Source organism: Pelomonas sp. BJYL3 (assembly GCF_027257975.1).
In the GTDB taxonomy this organism is placed as follows: Bacteria; Pseudomonadota; Gammaproteobacteria; order Burkholderiales; family Burkholderiaceae_C; genus Roseateles_B; species Roseateles_B flavus.
Genome location: NZ_JANZKX010000004.1, coordinates 132,296 through 150,604, shown reverse-complemented (window position 1 = coordinate 150,604; position 18,309 = coordinate 132,296). Strand labels below are relative to the sequence as shown.

The window sequence follows — 18,309 nt, the reverse complement described above, 5'->3', positions numbered from 1 at the left end:
GCAGCTGCGGTCGGCAGCTGCGGTCGGCTGGCGCGGCGGGTGACGGCAGCTTTGCGGTCGATTGCCGCTGATTACGCCCGATTACGCCGCTAGCATGGCTCCCTTCCCCGCCCGAAGTGCCGCCATGAGCCTCTCCCCCGACATCCGCCCCGCCCACCCGCACGCTGCCGGGCTGGGCGAGTCTCCGCTGTGGCATGCCCAGGAGCAGGCGCTCTACTGGGTGGACATCCCCGGCAAAGCCCTGCTGCGCCTGCGGGCCGATGGCGAGACCCTGGACCGCTGGCCCCTGCCGGCCGAGCCGGGCTGCATTGCCGTGCGGGCCCGCGGTGGCCTGCTGATGGCGCGGCGCGACGGCGTCCATGCCTTCGACCCCGCGACCGGCCGCTCCGAGCTGCTGCTGCCGCCACCCTACGATCCCTCCCGCCAGCGCTTCAACGACGGCAAGGCCGATCCGCAGGGCCGCTGGTGGATCGGCGGCATCGACGACGCCCGCGCACCCGAGGCCTTCTTCTACCGCCTGGACGCGCAGGGCTGCCAGGCCCTCATCGCCGGCGTGAGCACCGGCAACGGTCTGGCCTTCAGCCCCGATGGTCGCCGGCTCTACTGCTCTGACACCAAGGCGCACACCGTCCAGGTGCGCGACTACGACCCCGCCGCCGGCCTGCCCGGCGAGCCCCGCGTGCTGGCGCGCTTCGCGCCGCGCGAGGTCGGCCAGCCGTTGTCGAGCTATGGCGGGCGGCCGGACGGCGCGGCCGTGGACGCTGAAGGGGCCTACTGGGTCGCGATGTTCGAGGGGCAGCGGCTGCTGCGCCTCTCACCCGAGGGCGAGGTGCTGACCGAGCTGCCCCTGCCTGTGCGCTGCCCCACCATGCCGGCCTTCGGCGGGCCGGACCTGCGGACGCTCTTCATCACCACTGCCCGCCAGGGGCGGCCTGCGGAGGAAGTGGCCGAGCAGCCCTGGGCAGGCTGCGTCCTGCAGTTGCGCGTGGAAGTGCCCGGCCTGCCGGTGCCGGCCGTGACCTTGTAGGAGCGGCGGCGCCTGCCCCGGGGTGGGCGCTGGCCTCCAGCGCAGTGCATTCCTGCCCCGGCAGGCCTCGGGCCGCCCGCCTCAGCCATGGGCGACTGAGCGTCGTTCGGGTGCATCTTGATGACAAAAGGCACTTGCCGGACCTTGTCAAGGGCAAGCCCTGATGCATTGTTGGGCGTCTGTTAAGTGCTTGTAAGGGGAAACCACATATAATCTTTGGGTTTTGCCGATCGACCCCCAAGGATCCGTGAGCTCCGAACCGCATGACGCCGCCTCGGCCGATGACGCCCAAGCGACCCATGCAGCGGCTCCGCCAGCGGCTGCAGCTTCCCTGCAGCCTGCGCAGCAGGTTCCCGGCACGCCCACCGGCGTGCGCCCTGATCCATGGAATGAGGACGGCGAGGAAGATTTCAAGGCCTGTGAGCCCCTGACGCCTGAAGAGGCGGCAGCTTGGCGGGCCCGGCACCGAGCGACGTCGCCCTGGCGTGTGGTCTTGTTCCAGGCGGTGGCTGCGGTGCTGATGGTGGCGCTGTGGACCTTTTTCGGTTCGGCGCGCCACGGGCTGTCGGCGCTGTTCGGCGCCTTGGCCGTGGTCGGCCCCAATGCCTTGATGGCATGGGGGATGACCCGGCGCCCGGCCGGCATGGCGGGAGCTGCATTGCTCTCCCTGATGGTCTGGGAGCTGATCAAGATTCTCTTGGTCGCCGTCATCCTGTTGGCGGTGATCAAAGGGGTGCCCGACCTGCGTTGGCCAGCACTGCTGCTGACGATGGTCGTGTGCCTCAAGGTTTACTGGCTGGTCCTGCTTCGGTGGGGCCGAAACAAAAATTAGACGGAACCCTGAACATGGCAGCAGAAGGACACGCGCCGACCGCAGGTGAGTACATCACTCACCACTTGCAGCACTGGCAGAAGAACTTTGCTCTGGTGGACCAGAAGCAGCATGGCATCGTCGATTTCAGCGTCTTCAACCTGGACTCGCTGATCTATTCCGTCGTGCTGGGCTTCCTGGCCGTCTTCTTCCTGTGGCGTGCCGCCCGCAAGGCCACCTCCGGCGTGCCGGGCCGCTTCCAGGCTGCCGTCGAGATCCTGGTCGAGATGGTCGACAACCAGGCCAAGGGCGTGATCCACAACGAGAAGAGCCGCAAGGTCGTGGGCCCTGTCGCCCTGACCGTGTTCGTGTGGATCTTCTTCATGAACGCCATGGACATGCTGCCCGTGGACTGGCTGCCCAAGCTGTGGGGCAACTACGTCGCCGCTACCGGCCATGACCCGCACCACGCCTACATGCGCGTTGTGCCCACGGCCGACCTGTCGACCACGCTGAGCATGTCCACCTTCGTGCTGCTGCTCTGCCTGTTCTACAACATCAAGATCAAGGGCCTGGGCGGCTGGGGTCACGAGCTGATCTCGGCACCCTTCGGCGCGCACCCCGTGCTGTGGCCGTTCAACTTCGCCATGCAGATGATCGAATTCCTCGCCAAGACCGTGTCCCACGGCATGCGACTGTTCGGCAACATGTTCGCAGGCGAGCTCGTGTTCATGCTGATCGCCCTGATGGGTGGCGGCTGGGCGCTGACGGGCACGGGCATCGGTCTGGCCATCGGCCACATCGTCGCCGGCACTGTCTGGACCCTGTTCCACATCCTCGTGATCGTGCTGCAGGCCTTCATCTTCATGATGCTGACGCTGATCTACATCGGCCAGGCCCATGACGCGCACTGATTGAAGACCTTCAGTCGGGCACCTCTTTCTTTTTCTCGTTTCCTTTCTTTCTTTTCTAACCTCTTCAGGAGCACAAAATGGAAAACATCCTCGGCCTCGTGGCACTGGCTTGCGGCATCATCGTTGGTCTGGGCGCTATCGGCGCTTCCATCGGCATCGCGCTGATGGGTGGCAAGTTCCTGGAGTCCTCCGCTCGCCAGCCCGAGCTGATGAACGAACTGCAAACCAAGATGTTCATTCTGGCCGGCCTGATCGACGCTGCCTTCCTGATCGGCGTCGCTATCGCTCTGCTGTTCGCCTTCGCCAACCCCTTCACCGCTGGCCTGGCTCACTAAGCGCCACGTCCCCTTTCACGACTGAAAGGATCGTGCCGTGAATATCAACGCAAGCCTTTTCATTCAGTGGATCCCGTTCGCAGTGCTCGTGTTCGTCACGATGCGCTTCATCTGGCCGCCGATCACCAAGGCCCTGGACGAGCGTGCAGGCAAGATCCGCGAGGGTCTGGCTGCCGCCGACAAGGCCAAGGCTGAGCTGGCCACCGCCAACAAGGCGGCAGATGAGCAACGGGCCATTGCGCGCAACGAGACCACCAAGCTGCTGGCTGACGCTGAAAAGCGCGCCGCCGCCATCGTGGACGAGGCCAAGAAGCGTGCAGAAGAAGAAGGCGCCAAGATCGTGGCCGCTGCCAAGGCTGATGCCGAGCAGCAGGCCACCCGTGCCCGCGAGGCCCTGCGCGAGCAGGTCGCCGTGCTGGCCGTGAAGGGCGCCGAGCAAATTCTGCAGCGCGAGGTCAATGCCAGCGTGCACGCCGAGTTGCTGGGCCGTCTGAAGACGGAGCTGTAATCATGGCTGAGCTCGCCACCATTGCACGCCCCTACGCTGAGGCGCTCTATCAGGTCGCGAAGAAGCACGATGTGAAGACCTGGGGTCAGCAGCTTGATGCGCTGGCCCTGGTCGCACAGGATGCTGACCTGCGCTCGTTTGCCGACAACCCCAAGGTCACCGCCGAGCAGGTGTTCGTCATCATGACGGCCGCTGCCAAGCAGACCCTGGCGCCGGAGCTGCAGAACTTCCTGCGCGCGGTGATCGACAACGGCCGCCTCTCGGCGCTGCCGGCGGTCGTGGAGCAGTTCCACGTGCTCGCCAATGCAGCCGCCGGCGTCGCCGATGCGCAGATCTTCAGTGCCTATCCGATCGAGCCGGCCCAGTTGGCGGACGTGGTCGCGACGCTGGAAAAGCGCTTCGGTCGCAAGCTCGAAGCCCATGTTCAGCTGGAGCCCGCTCTCATCGGCGGTATCCGGGTGGTGGTTGGCGATGAGGTGCTCGACACCTCCGTCAAGGCCCGCCTGGACCGCATGAAAGTGGCGCTCACCGCTTAAGCACCAGCGCGAAGACACCTTATCCGATTCATCCCTGTGTCACCCGCGCTCTGGCAACAGACGCCCGACCAGATGGGAGCAAGCAATGCAACTGAATCCTGCTGAAATTTCCGAACTGATCAAGAGCCGCATCGAGGGCCTGGGCAGCACGACGGACGTCCGTAACCAGGGCACCGTGGTGTCCGTGTCCGACGGCATCGTGCGCATCCACGGCCTGTCCGACGTGATGCAAGGCGAAATGCTGGAGTTCCCGGCTGACGCCAGCGGCCAACCCTCCTTCGGCCTGGCCCTGAACCTCGAGCGCGACTCCGTCGGCGCCGTGATCCTGGGTGGCTACGAGCACATCTCCGAAGGCGACACCGTGAAGTGCACGGGCCGCATCCTGGAAGTGCCCGTCGGCCCCGAGCTGATCGGCCGCGTGGTGAACGCCCTGGGCCAGCCCATCGACGGCAAGGGCCCGATCAACGCCAAGATGACGGACGTGATCGAGAAGGTCGCTCCCGGCGTGATCGCCCGCAAGTCCGTGGACCAGCCGGTGCAGACCGGCCTGAAGTCCATCGACTCGATGGTGCCCGTCGGCCGTGGCCAGCGCGAGCTGATCATCGGCGACCGCCAGACCGGCAAGACCGCCGTGGCCATCGACGCCATCATCAACCAGAAGGGTCAGAACATGACCTGCGTCTACGTCGCGATCGGCCAGAAGGCTTCGTCGATCAAGAACGTGGTGCGTGCTCTGGAACAGGCTGGCGCGATGGAATACACCATCGTGGTGGCTGCCTCGGCGTCTGAATCCGCTGCCATGCAGTACGTGTCGGCCTACTCCGGCTGCACGATGGGCGAGTACTTCCGTGACCGTGGCCAGGACGCCCTGATCGTTTATGACGATCTGTCCAAGCAGGCCGTGGCCTACCGCCAAGTGTCGCTGCTGCTGCGCCGTCCCCCGGGCCGCGAAGCTTTCCCCGGCGACGTGTTCTATCTCCACAGCCGTCTGCTGGAGCGCGCCGCTCGCGTGAACGCCGACTACGTGGAAGCGTTCACCAAGGGTGAAGTGAAGGGCAAGACCGGTTCGCTGACCGCGCTGCCCATCATCGAAACCCAGGCTGGTGACGTGTCCGCCTTCGTTCCGACCAACGTGATCTCGATCACCGACGGTCAGATCTTCCTGGAAACCAACCTGTTCAACGCAGGTATCCGCCCCGCCATCAACGCCGGTATCTCGGTGTCGCGCGTGGGTGGTGCTGCCCAGACCAAGCTGATCAAGTCGCTGTCCGGCGGTATCCGTACCGACCTGGCCCAGTACCGTGAGCTGGCTGCCTTCGCGCAGTTCGCCTCCGACCTGGACGAAGCGACCCGCAAGCAGCTGGACCGCGGCGCCCGCGTGACCGAGCTGCTGAAGCAGGCCCAGTACTCGCCGCTGAGCATCAGCCTGATGGCTGCCACGCTGTACGCGGTGAACAAGGGCTTCATGGACAGCCTGGAAGTGAAGAAGGTCCTGGCCTTCGAACACGGTCTGCACCAGTTCCTGAAGACCAGCCACGCCGCTCTGCTGGCGAAGCTGGAAGCCGACAAGGCCATGGACAAGGACGCGGAAGCCGAGCTGAACGCTGCGATCACCACGTTCAAGAAGTCTTTTGCCTAAGCAACCATGACCGGGTGCAAACCTCGGTGAGCACCCGGCCCTAACAGGAGAAATCATGGCAGCAGGCAAGGAAATTCGCGGCAAGATCAAGTCGGTCGAGAACACCAAGAAGATCACCAAGGCCATGGAGATGGTCGCGGCATCCAAGATGCGCAAGGCGCAGGACCGGATGCGTGCGGCCCGTCCCTACAGCGACAAGATCGGCAACATCGCGGCCAATCTGTCCAAGGCCAATCCCGAGTACCAGCATGCCTTCATGGTCCGCAATGACCAGGCGAAGTCGGCCGGTTTCGTGGTGGTCACGACGGACAAGGGTCTGTGCGGCGGCTTGAACACCAATCTGTTGCGCGCGGTCACCACCAAGCTCAAGGATCTGGAGTCCACGGGTCAGAAGGCTGAGGTCGTTGCCATCGGCAACAAGGGCCTGGGCTTCATGAACCGCATCGGCGCCAAGGTCGTGGCCCACGCCACGCAGCTGGGTGACCAGCCGCACATCGAGAAGCTGATCGGCCCCGTCAAGGTGCTGCTGGACAAGTACGCCGCTGGCGAGCTGTCCGCCGTCTACCTCTGCTACACCCGCTTCATCAACACGATGAAGCAGGAGCCGGTGGTGCAGCAGCTGCTGCCCCTGTCGGCCGACGACATGCAGACGGACAAGGCCTCGCACAGCTGGGACTACCTCTACGAGCCCGACGCCGCGACCGTCATCGACGAGCTGCTGGTGCGCTACACCGAGGCCCTGGTCTACCAGGCCGTCGCCGAGAACATGGCGTCCGAGCAATCGGCGCGCATGGTGGCCATGAAGGCCGCCACTGACAACGCAGGCACCCTGATCGGTGAGCTGAAGCTGGTCTACAACAAGACCCGCCAGGCCGCGATCACGAAGGAGCTGAGCGAAATCGTCAGCGGCGCCGCCGCCGTGGGCTGATCGCAGCAGACGCAGCAGCAAAAGTTTTGGAATTGAAGGAACGAAAAAATGGCTAACACTCAATCAGTGGGCAAGATCGTTCAGTGCATCGGCGCCGTGGTGGACGTGGAATTCCCGCGTGACCAGATGCCCAAGGTGTACGACGCCTTGAAGATGGAAGGTTCCGCCCTGACGCTGGAAGTTCAGCAGCAGCTGGGCGACGGCGTGGTGCGTACCATCGCCCTGGGTTCGTCCGACGGCCTGCGCCGCGGCACCGAAGTCTTCAACACCGGCGACACCATCAAGGTGCCGGTGGGCAAGGCCACCCTGGGTCGCATCATGGACGTGCTGGGCAACCCCATCGACGAGCGAGGCGAGGTGTCCTCGGAGCTGACCGCTTCGATTCACCGTGCCGCCCCCTCGTACGACGAGCTGAGCCCCTCGCAGGACCTCCTGGAAACCGGCATCAAGGTGATCGACCTGATCTGCCCGTTCGCCAAGGGCGGCAAGGTGGGTCTGTTCGGTGGCGCCGGCGTGGGCAAGACCGTGAACATGATGGAACTCATCAACAACATCGCCAAGGCTCACTCGGGTCTGTCGGTGTTCGCTGGTGTGGGCGAGCGTACCCGTGAGGGCAACGACTTCTATCACGAGATGGCCGATTCCGGCGTCGTGAACCTGGAGAACCTGGGCGAGTCCAAGGTGTCCATGGTCTACGGCCAGATGAACGAGCCCCCGGGCAACCGTCTGCGCGTGGCCCTGACCGGCCTGACCATCGCCGAGTCCTTCCGTGACGAAGGCCGTGACGTGCTGTTCTTCGTGGACAACATCTACCGCTACACCCTGGCCGGTACCGAAGTGTCCGCACTGCTGGGCCGCATGCCCTCCGCCGTGGGCTACCAGCCGACGCTGGCCGAGGAAATGGGCCGTCTGCAAGAGCGGATCACCTCGACCAAGGTCGGTTCGATCACCTCCATCCAGGCCGTGTACGTGCCTGCCGATGACTTGACCGACCCGTCTCCCGCCACGACCTTCGCCCACTTGGACGCCACCGTCGTGCTGTCGCGTGACATCGCCGCCCTGGGTATCTACCCCGCCGTGGATCCGCTGGACTCGACCTCGCGTCAAGTGGACCCGAACGTGGTCGGCGAAGAGCACTACACGACCACCCGCGCCGTCCAGCAAGTGCTGCAGCGCTACAAGGAACTGCGCGACATCATCGCGATTCTGGGCATGGACGAGCTGTCTCCTGAAGACAAGCTGGCCGTGGCCCGTGCTCGCAAGATCCAGCGTTTCCTGTCGCAGCCCTTCCACGTGGCCGAAGTGTTCACCGGCTCGCCCGGCAAGTACGTGCCCCTGAAGGAAACCATCCGCGGCTTCAAGATGATTGTGGCTGGCGAGTGCGATCACCTGCCGGAGCAGGCGTTCTACATGGTTGGCACCATCGACGAAGCCTTCGAAAAGGCGAAGAAGCTGCAGTAAGACTTCGCATACGACGCGCTGGCGTCGTTGCCGTGCTCGCCGGACAGGTAGTCCGGCTGTGCGCGGCGCCTAGCCAGCGCGCCGTCTGCTCGCTTCCTGCAGCTTCTTACTCGTGATGAAGACAGGGAAGCGGACTTACTTCAACTTCAACGCTAGAAAGATTGAACATGGCAACCATTCATGTTGACGTGGTGTCCGCCGAGGAGAGCATCTTCTCGGGCGAGGCCAAGTTCGTCGCGTTGCCGGGTGAAGGTGGTGAGCTGGGCATCCTGCCGCAGCACACGCCGCTGATCACCCGCATCAAGCCGGGCGCGGTGCGCATCCAGCGCGCTGACAACGGCCAGGAAGAGTTCGTGTTCGTGGCCGGCGGCATTCTGGAAGTGCAGCCGAACTGCGTGACCGTGCTGGCCGACACCGCCATCCGCGGCAAGGACCTGGACGAAGCCAAGGCCACCGAGGCCAAGAAGCTGGCCGAGGAAGCGATGAAGAACGCCAAGAGCGACATCGACTTCGCCAAGGCGCAAGGCGAGTTCGCCGCCATGGCTGCCCAGATCGCAGCCCTGCGCAAGTTCCGCAAGAAGTGAGGGCCGCCGCCCTCAGCCTGCCCCCGGGCCGCTGAGCGGTGGTCTTCCCACGGCGCCCGCCGACGCAAGTCCGGCGGGCGTTGTCTTTTCCCTTTCCGGATTTCAGCCGATTTCAGCCGAGGTCCTCGAATTCAGGCAGCATCCGCCGCCACGCTACAGGTTCCCGCCATGCCCACGCCCATCGCCCTGACCCGCCACCACGGCCTCGAAGCCCTGGAACTCGTCGCGCCCGATGGCGCCCGTGCGGTGCTGCTGCTGCACGGCGCGCACCTGACTTCCTGGATCCCCGCGGGCGGGGAGGAGCAGCTGTACCTCTCGCCCAAGAGCGCCTTCGCGACGGGCCAGGCCATCCGCGGCGGCGTGCCCCTGATCTTTCCGCAGTTCAGCGCGCGGGGGCCGCTGATGCGCCATGGCTTCGCCCGCACCAAGCCCTGGCAGCTGCTGCAGGCCGAGCAGGGCGCCGACGACGCCCTGGCTGTGCTGCAGCTGACCGACGACGCTGCCACCCGCATGGTCTGGCCGCATGCCTTCTCGGCCGAGCTGTCGGTTCGGGTCAGCGGGCAGAGCCTGGACATCGAGCTGGCCGTGGAGAACACCGGTGACACGGCCTTCGACTTCACCGCCGCCCTGCACACCTATCTGCGCACCGGCGCCCTGGACGCCACCAGCCTGCGCGGCCTGGCCGGCCTGCACTACTGGGACCAGGTGAAGAACGGCGAGCAGCTGCAACGCAGCGACCTGGTCCTGCCCGGCAGCCCCGGCTGCGAGGACCTGGACCGCATCTACTACCAGGTGAAGAACCCGCTGCAGCTGATCGACGAGTCCGGCCCGCAGCGCCGCGCCCTGGATCTGCTGCAGCAGGGCTTCGAGGACACCGTGGTCTGGAACCCCGGCGCCGCCAAGTGCGCACAGCTGGCCGACATGCCCGCTGAGGGCTACCAGCACTTCCTGTGCGTGGAGTCCGCGGCCATCGAACGCCCGGTGCCCCTGCAGCCGGGCGAGGTGTGGAGCGGCATGCAGAGCCTGCGCCTGGCCTGATGCCGAAGGCGCCCGGGGCGCGAAGCGCGTCTTCTTGATCCAGCCCCGGCATGACCTGGCTCAAGACGCCGATAATCGCGGCCCATGAGCGCTCCCCTGCAAAACGACACCTTCCTGCGCGCCTGCCTGCGCCAGCCGACCGACTACACGCCCGTCTGGCTGATGCGCCAGGCCGGCCGCTATCTGCCCGAGTACCGCGACACCCGCGCCCAGGCCGGCAGCTTCATGGGCCTGGCCACCAACACCGACTACGCCACCGAGGTCACGCTGCAGCCGCTGGAGCGCTACCCGCTGGACGCCGCCATTCTCTTCAGCGACATCCTCACCGTGCCCGACGCCATGGGCCTGGGCCTGTCCTTCCAGCAGGGCGAGGGGCCCAAGTTCGCCAAGGTCGTGCGTGACGAAGCCGCCGTGGCCGCGCTGGCCGTGCCGGACATGGACAAGCTGCGCTACGTCTTCGACGCCGTCAGCTCCATCCGCAAGGCGCTCAACGGCCGCGTGCCGCTGATCGGCTTCTCGGGCAGCCCCTGGACCCTGGCCTGCTACATGGTCGAGGGCGGCGGCTCGGACGACTACCGCCAGGTCAAGGCCCTCATGTACAGCCGCCCGGACCTGATGCACCGCATCCTGCAGGTCAACGCGGACGCCGTGGCCCAGTACCTCAACACCCAGATCGAGGCCGGCGCGCAGGCCGTGATGGTCTTCGACTCCTGGGGCGGGGTGCTGGCCGACGGCATGTTCCAGGAATTCAGCCTGGCCTACTCGCGCCGCGTGCTGGCGCAGGTCAAGACCGAGCACGAAGGCCAGCGCATCCCGCGCATTCTCTTCACCAAGGGCGGCGCCCTGTGGCTGGACGAGATCGCCGAGGCGGGTGCCGATGTCGTCGGCCTGGACTGGACGGCCAACCTGGCCAAGGCCCGCGCCCAGGTGCAGGACCGCGTCGCCCTGCAGGGCAATCTGGACCCCAACGTGCTGTTCGCGCCGCCCGAGGCCATCCGCGCCCAGGTCCGCCGCGTGCTGGACAGCTTTGGCCGTCCGCAGCGGGCCGACGGCGGCTGGGGCGGCCATGTCTTCAACCTGGGCCATGGCATCAGCCAGTTCACGCCGCCGGAGCACGTGCTGCACCTGGTGGACGAGGTGCACCAGCACTCGCGCCGTCTGCGCCAGGCCTGATCCCGGCTGCTGCGCCAGAATGGCGGCCAGCCGCCTTCCGGCCAGCGCAGCAGGCCTTGCGGAGGGCCAGCCGGCTGGGCCGGGAAGGGGCAGGGGCGCGTCCCGATGAATCGCGGGCCATGAGCGGTGGAATCGCCGCGCAAGTCCCGTGAATCAACGGCCCAATGGCTGTGAAGTCTGCACAGTAAGTAGACACTTATCCCCAAAAAGGGGGCGGGCGTTCCAGCTTGTGGCAATTGCTGCGGCGCATCTCGGGGTTTCCACGATTGCTGGCTAAGTGCTTGATTTTATTGATGTTGATCAGTTCGCATCGCGAATCGGCAGTCCGCAGGGCTGAACGGACGGGGGCAGGGCGGAACCATCGGTCCGGCGGTGAGCGCAACTTTTGCACAAAGTTATCCACAGCTTGAGCGCGCCCGGCGCCAACAGCCTGGATGAATCAAGCAGTTAGCGGGGATTTCGAGGGCAGACATGCAGAAAACGCGGCAAGTGCGACAGGCTTTCCAGGGCTCCGGCCGGGCCTTCGCCTGCCTGGCCGCGAGGGCTCCGGAGGCGATCGATGAGCACCGCTGACCCGGCCGAAGCACCCTCGGCGAGCCCGCTGCACCGCCTGCAGGTGGCCGTTGATGCGCCCCAGCACAGCGGCCTCAGCGACCCCCTGAGCTACCGCGCCGCGCAGGCCTGGCCGCCGGGCACCCTGCTGCAGGTGCCCCTGGGCAAGCGGGAGCTGCTGGGCCTGGTCTGGGACGCGCCCGGGCAAGACCTGGCCCCCGGGGGGCAGGTCTTGCCTGACGAGGAGCTGCGCGAGGTGGGCGAGGTGCTGGACGCCTTGCCGCCGCTGTCGGCGTCCTGGCGCCGACTGGTGGAGTTCGCCGCGCAGTACTACCAGCGCGCCATCGGCGAGCTGGCCCTGTCCGTGCTGCCACCGCAGCTGCGCGAGGTCAGCGCGAAGCAGCTGCAGGCCAAGCTCAAGAAGCTGGCCAAGTTGCCCCCGCCGCCGGCGCCCGAAGCGCCGCCCGTGATGCCCCAGCTCAGCGAGGCGCAGCAGGCGGCCCTGGCCCAGCTGGACGGCATGCTCCAGTCCGCCCCCGAGGCGGCAGCACCGACGCCGGTGCTGCTCTATGGCGTGACCGGCAGCGGCAAGACCGAGGTCTATCTGCGTGCCGCCGAGCAGGCCCTGGCGCAGGGGCGGCAGGTGCTGGTGCTGGTGCCCGAGATCAACCTCACGCCGCAGCTGGAGGCCCGTTTCGCGGAGCGCTTCGCCGGGCGGCGCATCGTCTCCCTGCACAGCGGCCTCACGCCGGCGCAGCGCCTGCAGAACTGGCTGGCCGCCCACCTGGGCCAGGCCGAGCTGATCCTGGGCACGCGCCTGGCCGTCTTTGCCTCGCTGCCGCGCCTCGGGCTGATCGCCGTGGACGAGGAGCACGACCCCAGCTACAAGCAGCAGGACGGCGCGCGCTATTCGGCCCGCGACCTGGCGGTCTACCGGGCGCGGCTGGAGAAGGTGCCCGTGATCCTGGGCTCGGCCACGCCCTCGCTGGAGAGCTGGCATCACGCCAACACCGGCCGCTACCAGCGCCTGGTGATGCCCCAGCGCATCGGCGGCGGCGCCATGCCGCGGGTGCGCCTCTTTGACATGAACACCCTGGCGCGCACAAAAGGCGTGACCACGGCCCTCACCGCGCCCCTGCTGGAGGCGCTGCGCCAGCGCCTGGCCCGCGGCGAGCAGAGCCTGATCTTCCTGAACCGCCGCGGCTACGCCCCCGTGCTGCATTGCGGCGAGTGCAACTGGAAGAGCGACTGCCCGCATTGCAGCGCCTGGCGGGTCTTCCACAAGGGCGACCGCAGCCTGCGCTGCCACCACTGTGGCTTTGCCGAGCGCGTGCCCATGGCCTGCCCGACCTGCGGCAACCTGGACATCGCGCCCCTGGGCCGTGGCACCGAGCGCCTGGAGGAGCAGCTGGCGCAGGCCCTGCCCGGTGCCCGCGTGGCCCGCATCGACGCCGACTCGACCAAGCACAAGGGCCAGCTGGAGGAGCAGCTCGGCGCCGTGCATGCGGGCGAGGTGGACATCCTCGTGGGCACGCAGATGATCACCAAGGGCCACGACTTCCGCCGCATCACGCTGGTGGCCGCGGTGAACCCGGACGGCGCGCTCTTCTCCAGCGACTTCCGCGCGCCCGAGCGCCTCTTCGCGTTGCTGATGCAGGCCGCCGGCCGCGCAGGGCGGGATGCCGAGGTGGCCGCGCGCAGTGAGATGTGGGTGCAGACCTGGCACCCGCAGCACGCGCTCTACCAGGCTCTGCAGCGGCACGACTACGAGTTCTTTGCCGCCAGCCAGCTCGCGGAGCGTGAGTCCGCCGCGCTGCCGCCCTTCTCGCACCTGGCCCTGATGCGGGCCGAGGCGCGCACCGCCGAGGGCGCGCAGGCCTTTCTTGAGGCGGCCGCGGCGCTGGCCCAGGCGCTGCCGGATGCGCAGCAGGCGCTGATCTACCCGCCGGTGCCCATGAGCGTGGCCCGCGTGGCCAATGTGGAGCGCTTCCAGATGCTGATCGAATGCGGCCAGCGCTCGGCCCTGCAGCGCCTGCTGTGGCACTGGCTGCCCCTGCTGCAGGCGCTCAAGCGCGAGCACCGCGGCCTGCTGCGCTGGGCCATCGACGTCGACCCGCTGGCGATCTGAGCCCTGCGCGCGGCGGCCTCAGCGCGGTGCCGAGGCCTTGCCCTCGCGCGGTTCACGGCCGTTGTCCCGCGGGTCGCCCAGCCAGGTCTTGAGCCAGCGGCTCATCTCCCACTGCACATGGCCGGCGGACTCGCGGGCGCTGTAGCCGTGGGATTCCAGGGGCAGCATCGTGAGGCGCACCGTGCCGCCCAGGCCGGACAGCGCGTGGTACAGGCGCTCGCTCTGCAGCGGCGGCGTGCCCGCGTTGCCGTCCTGCTCGCCGTGCAGCAGCAGCAGGGGCTCCCTGATCTGCGGTGCATAGAGCAGGGGCGAGAGGTTGAGATAGACCTCCTTCGCGTCCCAGAGTGAGCGGCGCTCGCTCTGGAAGCCGAAGGGCGTCAACGTGCGGTTGTAGGCCCCGCTGCGGGCGATGCCGGCCTTGAAGAGGTCGGTGTGCGCCAGCAGGTTGACGGCCATGAAGGCGCCGTAGCTGTGGCCGCCCACGGCCATGCGTTTCGGGTCGGACACGCCCAGGTCCTCGGCCTTGTCGATGATGGCGCGGGCGTTCATGGTGATCTGCTCGATGAAGCCGTCGTTCACCGTCTTCAGGTCGCCCACGACGGGCATGTGGGCGTCGTAGAGCACCACGAAGCCGTCCAGCAGCAGGGCCAGGGGGCTGATGCCGTTGAAGCTCAGGAAGCGGTTGGGGGCGCCGCTGACCTGGCTGGCGATGGAGGCGTCGCTGTACTCCAGCGGATAGGCCCAGACCAGGGTGGGGCGGCGCTCGCCCTCCTTGTAGTCGGGCGGCAGGTACATCCAGAAGGACATGTCCACGCCGTCCGAGCGCTTGAAGCTGATGAACTCGCGGCGGATCCTGCGCAGCTGCGGCGTGTTGTCCTTCAGCCGCGTGAGGGCCTGCAGGCTGTTGCCCGAGGCCAGCTCGCGCAGCGCGAGGTTGGGCGGCTCGCTGGCACTCTCGCGGCTGAGCAGCAACTGCTTGCCGCCTTCCAGCACGGCCAGGGGCGTCTCGTAGCTGCCCTCGGGCGACTGGAACAGGCGCTGGGCGCTGAGGTCCCGCAGCGAGAAGCGGTCCAGGAAGGGGCGATCACCCTTGGGGCTGGCGCCGGGGCCCGTCATCAGCAGGTCGCCGCCCAGGGTCTGCACCACGAGGTGGCCGTTGGGCAGCAGGCGCGTCAGCGGCGTGCCGGGGTGGCGGAAGCGCTCGCGCTGGCTGAACTCGAACAGGGGCTTGCTCTGCGTGCCCTTGAGCGGCAGCAGGTAGCTGCGCTGCCAGGCGCGCTGGCGGTCGACCTCGGTGAGCAGGGCGTTCTGGCCGTCGTCCAGGAACTGCAGGCGCGAGAAGCGGTGCGGCATGCGCTGCACCTCCAGCGGCTCGCCCGTGAAGGGCGGGTCCAGGCGCATCACGCGGTCGCGGAAGGCCACGCGCTGGGCCGGGTTGCCGCCGTCCAGGGCCTCGATCCAGTAGACGGCCGCATCCTTCATGGGCGAGGCATAGAACACGCGCGGCCCGGGCAGCACGCCGTCGATGGCCACGCCGCTCTTCAGCGGCATGCGCGCCAGCTCGCGGATCAGCTTGCCGTCGCGCTGGCGCACTTCCACGGTGGTCGGGAAATCGTCCCAGGGCAGGCGGTAGCTGAAGGGGCGGCTGATGCGCTCGGTCAGAAGGTACTGGCCCTCGCCCACGCTGCTCACGCTGCTGTAGAGCTGGGGCGGGCCGAGGTCCCGGCTGGCGCCGCTGGCGAGGTCCACCCAGGTCAGCACCGAGCGGGCGTGGTACTCGAACAGGGCCTCGTCCTGCGGGCCATGCAGCAGATCAGGATGGGTGCGCTCGGGTGAGGCCAGGCCCCGGCTTTCCTCGCTGATGGGTTGGGGCGCCAGGCGGGGCGGCGGGCCGCGGTGGTCGGGCACGCTCAGCACGACCAGCTCGCGCGGGTTGAGCCACGCCTTCTCGCCCTGGGCCAGCACCTCGTTGAGCCGCAGGCCCTGGATGGGGCGCACGGCGCCGCTGGCGGTGTCACCCACCCACAGCTCGTTGGCCCGCTCCATGCGGCGTTCGATGAGGAAGCGCTGGCCGTCGGGTGCCCAGGCGAAGTCATGCCACAGGCCGCCGGCGGGCAGCTCGACCACGCGTTCCGGCGCGTCCGGCTGCAGCAGGGCCCTCAGGCGCAGGCGCTGGATGGCCGCGACGCCCGGCGCCACGCTGCTGCCGGCGTCGAAGCGGGTACCGGCCAGGTGCAGGGTGGGGCGCTGCAGGTCCTCGATGGTCGAGAAGCGGCGCATCTCGATCAGCGCCAGCTGCTGGCGGTCCGGTGAGGGGAGCAGGCGGGGCAGGGGCGCGGTGTCCAGCAGCTCGCGCACGGCGGCCGAGGGCTGCTGGTAGCCGGCTGCACCGGCGGCCGTGGGCAGCAGGGCGCTGGCAAGCAGCAGCCCGGGCAGGACGGTGAGGACGTGGCGGAGAAGGCGCATGGCGGCGGGGGCAGGATGCCGCGCACGATAGCGCACGCGGCTGACGGGGGCATCAAGGCCCAGGCTCATGGCTGCGGCACCAGCCAGGTCGCCAGCCCGCTGAAGCTGAAGAAGGCGATCACGGTGGAGGCCATGATGATGCGGGCGATGCGGCCGTTGTCCGCACCGTAGCGCTCGGCCAGCAGCGAGACGTTGCTGGCGCTGGGCAGGGCTGCGGCCAGCACCAGCACATGCAGCTGGAAGGGGCTGAGGTCCAGGCCCATCTTGACTGCCGTGGCGCCGAGCAGCAGCACCAGGGTCGGGTGCCCGAAGAGCTTGATGAGGGCCACCGGCAGGTAGCGCTCCGGGGGCGTGCGCGTGTGGGCATGCTGGCCGGCGCGCCACAGCACCGCGCCGATGGTGAACAGGGCCACCGGCGAGGCGGCATCGCCCAGCATCTTGACCACCGTCATGAGCATGGGGGGCAGGGTGTAGCCGCTGACCGAGCTCAGCGCGCCCAGGGCGATGGCCCAGGGCAGCGGGTTGGACAGCGCGCCCCTGAGCGCCTGCCAGAGGGCCACGCGCCAATGGCTGCCGCCGGCATCGTGGGCCCGGGCCAGCGCGATGCACAGGGAGCTGGTCACGATGAGGTCGGCCAGGATGGTGCAGATCACCGGCGCCGCCGCGGCCTGCCCCATCAGTGCCACCAGCAGGGGCACGCCCATGAAGCCGGTGTTGGGGAAGGCGGCGACCAGGGCGCCGAAGGAGGCGTCCTTGAGATGGGTGACGTCGTCCAGCGTCAGGAACAGGGTCACGCCCACGATCAGCAGGGCCGAGGCCAGGTAGACCGCCAGCACCGCCGGGCTCAGCAGCTCCAGCAGCGGCGTGCTCGCGCCGAAGCGGAACAGCATGCAGGGCAGCGCGAAGAAGAGCACGAAGGTGTTGAGCCCCGGGATGGCGCTTTCCGCCAGCAGTCCCCGGCGTGCGGCCAGGTAGCCGCAGAGCACCAGGGCGAAGAAAGGCACGGTGACGGCGATGACGGCTTGCATGAGGCGCGAGTATCGCAATACGGGCTTGTATCCAGCTGAAAAGGGGGGGACCGTCTTTGTGCGCTGGCGCTTACATTTACGCCTGCAATCTGTATGAACGCTCCGCTGCCCGAAGGGCCGGCCACCGCGCCGCCCGACCTCGACTCCCCCCTGCATGTGCTGCCGGTCGGCGAGCGCCTGGGTGTCTGGCGCATCGTCGAGGACATCCAGGTCTGCGCCTCCGGGCACTGGTACCGGGGCGAGCACACGCTGGCGCCGGAGCAGCAGGTGGCGGTGCTGGTCTATGAGCAGGCCGCCGATGCCGCCCTGGTGCTGCTGCGCTTCGCCGAGGAGCAGCCCGGCCTGCAGAGCCTGCGTCACATCGACATCTCCCTGCCCCAGGACAGCGGCCTCACCGCCGACGGCCTGCCCTACGTGGTGCTGCGCTGGATGGAGGGCCAGCCCCTGCTGCCCGCCGCCGCGGAGCTGCCCCTGCGCAAGCGCCTGGAGCTGGTCTGCGACCTCTGCGACCTGCTGGAAGTGCTGCACGAGCACGGCCAGGTCCTGCGCGAGCTGGACCCGGGCACGCTGTGGCTTTCGCCCGAGCAGCGCCTGCGCCTGATGGGCCAGGGCCTGGCGCCCATGATGGCCGTCGAGGGCCCGGGTGACTTCGGCTACAGCTCGGCTGCCATTCCCCTGCTCGCTCCCGAACAGCTGGACGGCCAGCCGCCCCACCTGGCCAGCGAGGCCTATGCGGTGGGCATGCTCATGTGCCTGCTGGTCAACGGCCGCCTGCCGGGCAGCGACAGCCTCATCGTCGGCCACCTGGGCGCGCCGGTGCATTCGCTGGCGGCCTGGGTGAGCCTGAGCCTCGGCGAGCGCCAGGCCCTGGACGCCATGCTCAGCAAGTCCACCGCGGCCAGCATGATGGAGCGCTACACCACGGCCAAGGCCCTGGCGGATGACATCCGCGCCTGGCTGGCCGGCGAGGTGCCCTCGCCGCTGCCGCCCACGCCCACGCTGTCCATGCCGCGCATCAAGCCCAGCCGCAAGCAGGCACCGCCGCGGCGGCCGGCCTGGCGCCAGTGGCTGCTGCCGGGCATCGTCGTCGGCGCCCTGGGCGTGCTGGGCCTGGCCCTGTGGGCGATGAGCCACCTGCGCGGCTGAGGGCGGCAGGCCCCGTGCCCTGGCCGGGCGAGCGC

At 68.0% G+C, this 18,309-nt stretch carries 16 protein-coding genes; 14 read left to right on the top strand and 2 right to left on the bottom strand.

All coding sequences use genetic code 11. The features are described 5' to 3' along the window. The first annotated feature begins 124 nt into the window (after positions 1-124). From O9Y01_RS14235 to O9Y01_RS14175, 13 genes are all read left to right on the top strand, one after another. Positions 125-1,027: an SMP-30/gluconolactonase/LRE family protein gene (locus O9Y01_RS14235; RefSeq protein ID WP_269632260.1), complete on the top strand. Its 903-nt coding sequence runs from the start codon at positions 125-127 to the stop codon at positions 1,025-1,027. 247 nt (positions 1,028-1,274) lie between these two features. After that, positions 1,275-1,859, top strand: coding sequence for an ATP synthase subunit I (locus O9Y01_RS14230; RefSeq protein ID WP_269632259.1), 585 nt, complete (start codon positions 1,275-1,277; stop codon positions 1,857-1,859). Between the two features lie 14 nt (positions 1,860-1,873). Continuing rightward, positions 1,874-2,752 (top strand): F0F1 ATP synthase subunit A, encoded by an 879-nt coding sequence (gene atpB / locus O9Y01_RS14225; protein WP_269632258.1) that lies wholly within the window; start codon positions 1,874-1,876, stop codon positions 2,750-2,752. A gap of 77 nt (positions 2,753-2,829) precedes the next feature. Next, complete coding sequence (atpE, locus tag O9Y01_RS14220) at positions 2,830-3,087, top strand: F0F1 ATP synthase subunit C (RefSeq protein WP_269632257.1); 258 nt, start codon at positions 2,830-2,832, stop codon at positions 3,085-3,087. Positions 3,088-3,124: 37 nt separating this feature from the next. After that, positions 3,125-3,595 carry a F0F1 ATP synthase subunit B gene (locus tag O9Y01_RS14215; protein WP_183105861.1) on the top strand — a complete coding sequence of 157 codons (471 nt, stop codon included), beginning with the start codon at positions 3,125-3,127 and terminating at the stop codon, positions 3,593-3,595. A 2-nt stretch (positions 3,596-3,597) separates the two neighbouring features. Continuing rightward, positions 3,598-4,131 (top strand): F0F1 ATP synthase subunit delta, encoded by a 534-nt coding sequence (locus O9Y01_RS14210; RefSeq protein ID WP_269632256.1) that lies wholly within the window; start codon positions 3,598-3,600, stop codon positions 4,129-4,131. An 85-nt stretch (positions 4,132-4,216) separates the two neighbouring features. Beyond that, positions 4,217-5,770 (top strand): F0F1 ATP synthase subunit alpha, encoded by a 1,554-nt coding sequence (gene atpA / locus O9Y01_RS14205; protein WP_183105859.1) that lies wholly within the window; start codon positions 4,217-4,219, stop codon positions 5,768-5,770. A gap of 55 nt (positions 5,771-5,825) precedes the next feature. Next, positions 5,826-6,698, top strand: a complete 873-nt coding sequence (gene atpG / locus O9Y01_RS14200; protein ID WP_269632255.1) for a F0F1 ATP synthase subunit gamma — start codon at positions 5,826-5,828, stop codon at positions 6,696-6,698. Between the two features lie 48 nt (positions 6,699-6,746). Beyond that, positions 6,747-8,159, top strand: a complete 1,413-nt coding sequence (gene atpD, locus O9Y01_RS14195; protein WP_183105857.1) for a F0F1 ATP synthase subunit beta — start codon at positions 6,747-6,749, stop codon at positions 8,157-8,159. A 167-nt stretch (positions 8,160-8,326) separates the two neighbouring features. Next, the gene (locus O9Y01_RS14190; RefSeq protein WP_183105856.1) at positions 8,327-8,743 is read left to right on the top strand and encodes a F0F1 ATP synthase subunit epsilon; all 417 of its coding nucleotides are present in this window, start codon (positions 8,327-8,329) and stop codon (positions 8,741-8,743) included. A 168-nt stretch (positions 8,744-8,911) separates the two neighbouring features. Next, a complete protein-coding gene (locus O9Y01_RS14185; protein ID WP_269632254.1) occupies positions 8,912-9,781 on the top strand; it encodes a D-hexose-6-phosphate mutarotase in 870 nt (289 codons plus the stop codon). Between the two features lie 84 nt (positions 9,782-9,865). Continuing rightward, positions 9,866-10,954: a uroporphyrinogen decarboxylase gene (gene hemE / locus O9Y01_RS14180; RefSeq protein WP_269632253.1), complete on the top strand. Its 1,089-nt coding sequence runs from the start codon at positions 9,866-9,868 to the stop codon at positions 10,952-10,954. Positions 10,955-11,513: 559 nt separating this feature from the next. Next, positions 11,514-13,634, top strand: a complete 2,121-nt coding sequence (locus O9Y01_RS14175; RefSeq protein WP_269632252.1) for a primosomal protein N' — start codon at positions 11,514-11,516, stop codon at positions 13,632-13,634. Between the two features lie 18 nt (positions 13,635-13,652). On the opposite strand, the gene O9Y01_RS14170 is transcribed toward O9Y01_RS14175, so the two are convergent. Both O9Y01_RS14170 and O9Y01_RS14165 read right to left on the bottom strand, forming a co-directional pair. Next, entirely contained in the window at positions 13,653-16,169 is a 2,517-nt protein-coding gene (locus tag O9Y01_RS14170; RefSeq protein ID WP_269632251.1) for an alpha/beta hydrolase family protein, read from the bottom strand. Next, the gene (locus O9Y01_RS14165; protein ID WP_269632250.1) at positions 16,166-17,128 is read right to left on the bottom strand and encodes an AEC family transporter; all 963 of its coding nucleotides are present in this window, start codon (positions 17,126-17,128) and stop codon (positions 16,166-16,168) included. Before O9Y01_RS14165 ends, O9Y01_RS14170 begins: the two co-directional genes overlap by 4 nt. A gap of 93 nt (positions 17,129-17,221) precedes the next feature. Here O9Y01_RS14165 and O9Y01_RS14160 point away from each other — a divergent pair, with 93 nt between their 5' ends. Beyond that, on the top strand, positions 17,222-18,274 hold the full coding sequence (locus O9Y01_RS14160; RefSeq protein WP_269632249.1) for a hypothetical protein: 1,053 nt from the start codon (positions 17,222-17,224) through the stop codon (positions 18,272-18,274). The last annotated feature ends 35 nt before the right edge of the window (positions 18,275-18,309 follow it).

What these genes read in the sequence shown, in the direction of transcription:
- atpG (WP_269632255.1), top strand. Translation starts at nt 5,826, where the DNA reads ATGGCAGCAGGCAAGGAAATTCGCGGCAAGATCAAGTCGGTCGAGAAC.
- O9Y01_RS14210 (WP_269632256.1), top strand. Translation starts at nt 3,598, where the DNA reads ATGGCTGAGCTCGCCACCATTGCACGCCCCTACGCTGAGGCGCTCTAT.
- O9Y01_RS14175 (WP_269632252.1), top strand. Translation starts at nt 11,514, where the DNA reads ATGAGCACCGCTGACCCGGCCGAAGCACCCTCGGCGAGCCCGCTGCAC.
- hemE (WP_269632253.1), top strand. Translation starts at nt 9,866, where the DNA reads ATGAGCGCTCCCCTGCAAAACGACACCTTCCTGCGCGCCTGCCTGCGC.
- O9Y01_RS14235 (WP_269632260.1), top strand. Translation starts at nt 125, where the DNA reads ATGAGCCTCTCCCCCGACATCCGCCCCGCCCACCCGCACGCTGCCGGG.
- atpA (WP_183105859.1), top strand. Translation starts at nt 4,217, where the DNA reads ATGCAACTGAATCCTGCTGAAATTTCCGAACTGATCAAGAGCCGCATC.
- atpE (WP_269632257.1), top strand. Translation starts at nt 2,830, where the DNA reads ATGGAAAACATCCTCGGCCTCGTGGCACTGGCTTGCGGCATCATCGTT.
- O9Y01_RS14170 (WP_269632251.1), bottom strand. Translation starts at nt 16,169, where the DNA reads ATGAGCCTGGGCCTTGATGCCCCCGTCAGCCGCGTGCGCTATCGTGCG.
- O9Y01_RS14165 (WP_269632250.1), bottom strand. Translation starts at nt 17,128, where the DNA reads ATGCAAGCCGTCATCGCCGTCACCGTGCCTTTCTTCGCCCTGGTGCTC.
- O9Y01_RS14190 (WP_183105856.1), top strand. Translation starts at nt 8,327, where the DNA reads ATGGCAACCATTCATGTTGACGTGGTGTCCGCCGAGGAGAGCATCTTC.
- atpD (WP_183105857.1), top strand. Translation starts at nt 6,747, where the DNA reads ATGGCTAACACTCAATCAGTGGGCAAGATCGTTCAGTGCATCGGCGCC.
- O9Y01_RS14185 (WP_269632254.1), top strand. Translation starts at nt 8,912, where the DNA reads ATGCCCACGCCCATCGCCCTGACCCGCCACCACGGCCTCGAAGCCCTG.
- atpB (WP_269632258.1), top strand. Translation starts at nt 1,874, where the DNA reads ATGGCAGCAGAAGGACACGCGCCGACCGCAGGTGAGTACATCACTCAC.
- O9Y01_RS14160 (WP_269632249.1), top strand. Translation starts at nt 17,222, where the DNA reads ATGAACGCTCCGCTGCCCGAAGGGCCGGCCACCGCGCCGCCCGACCTC.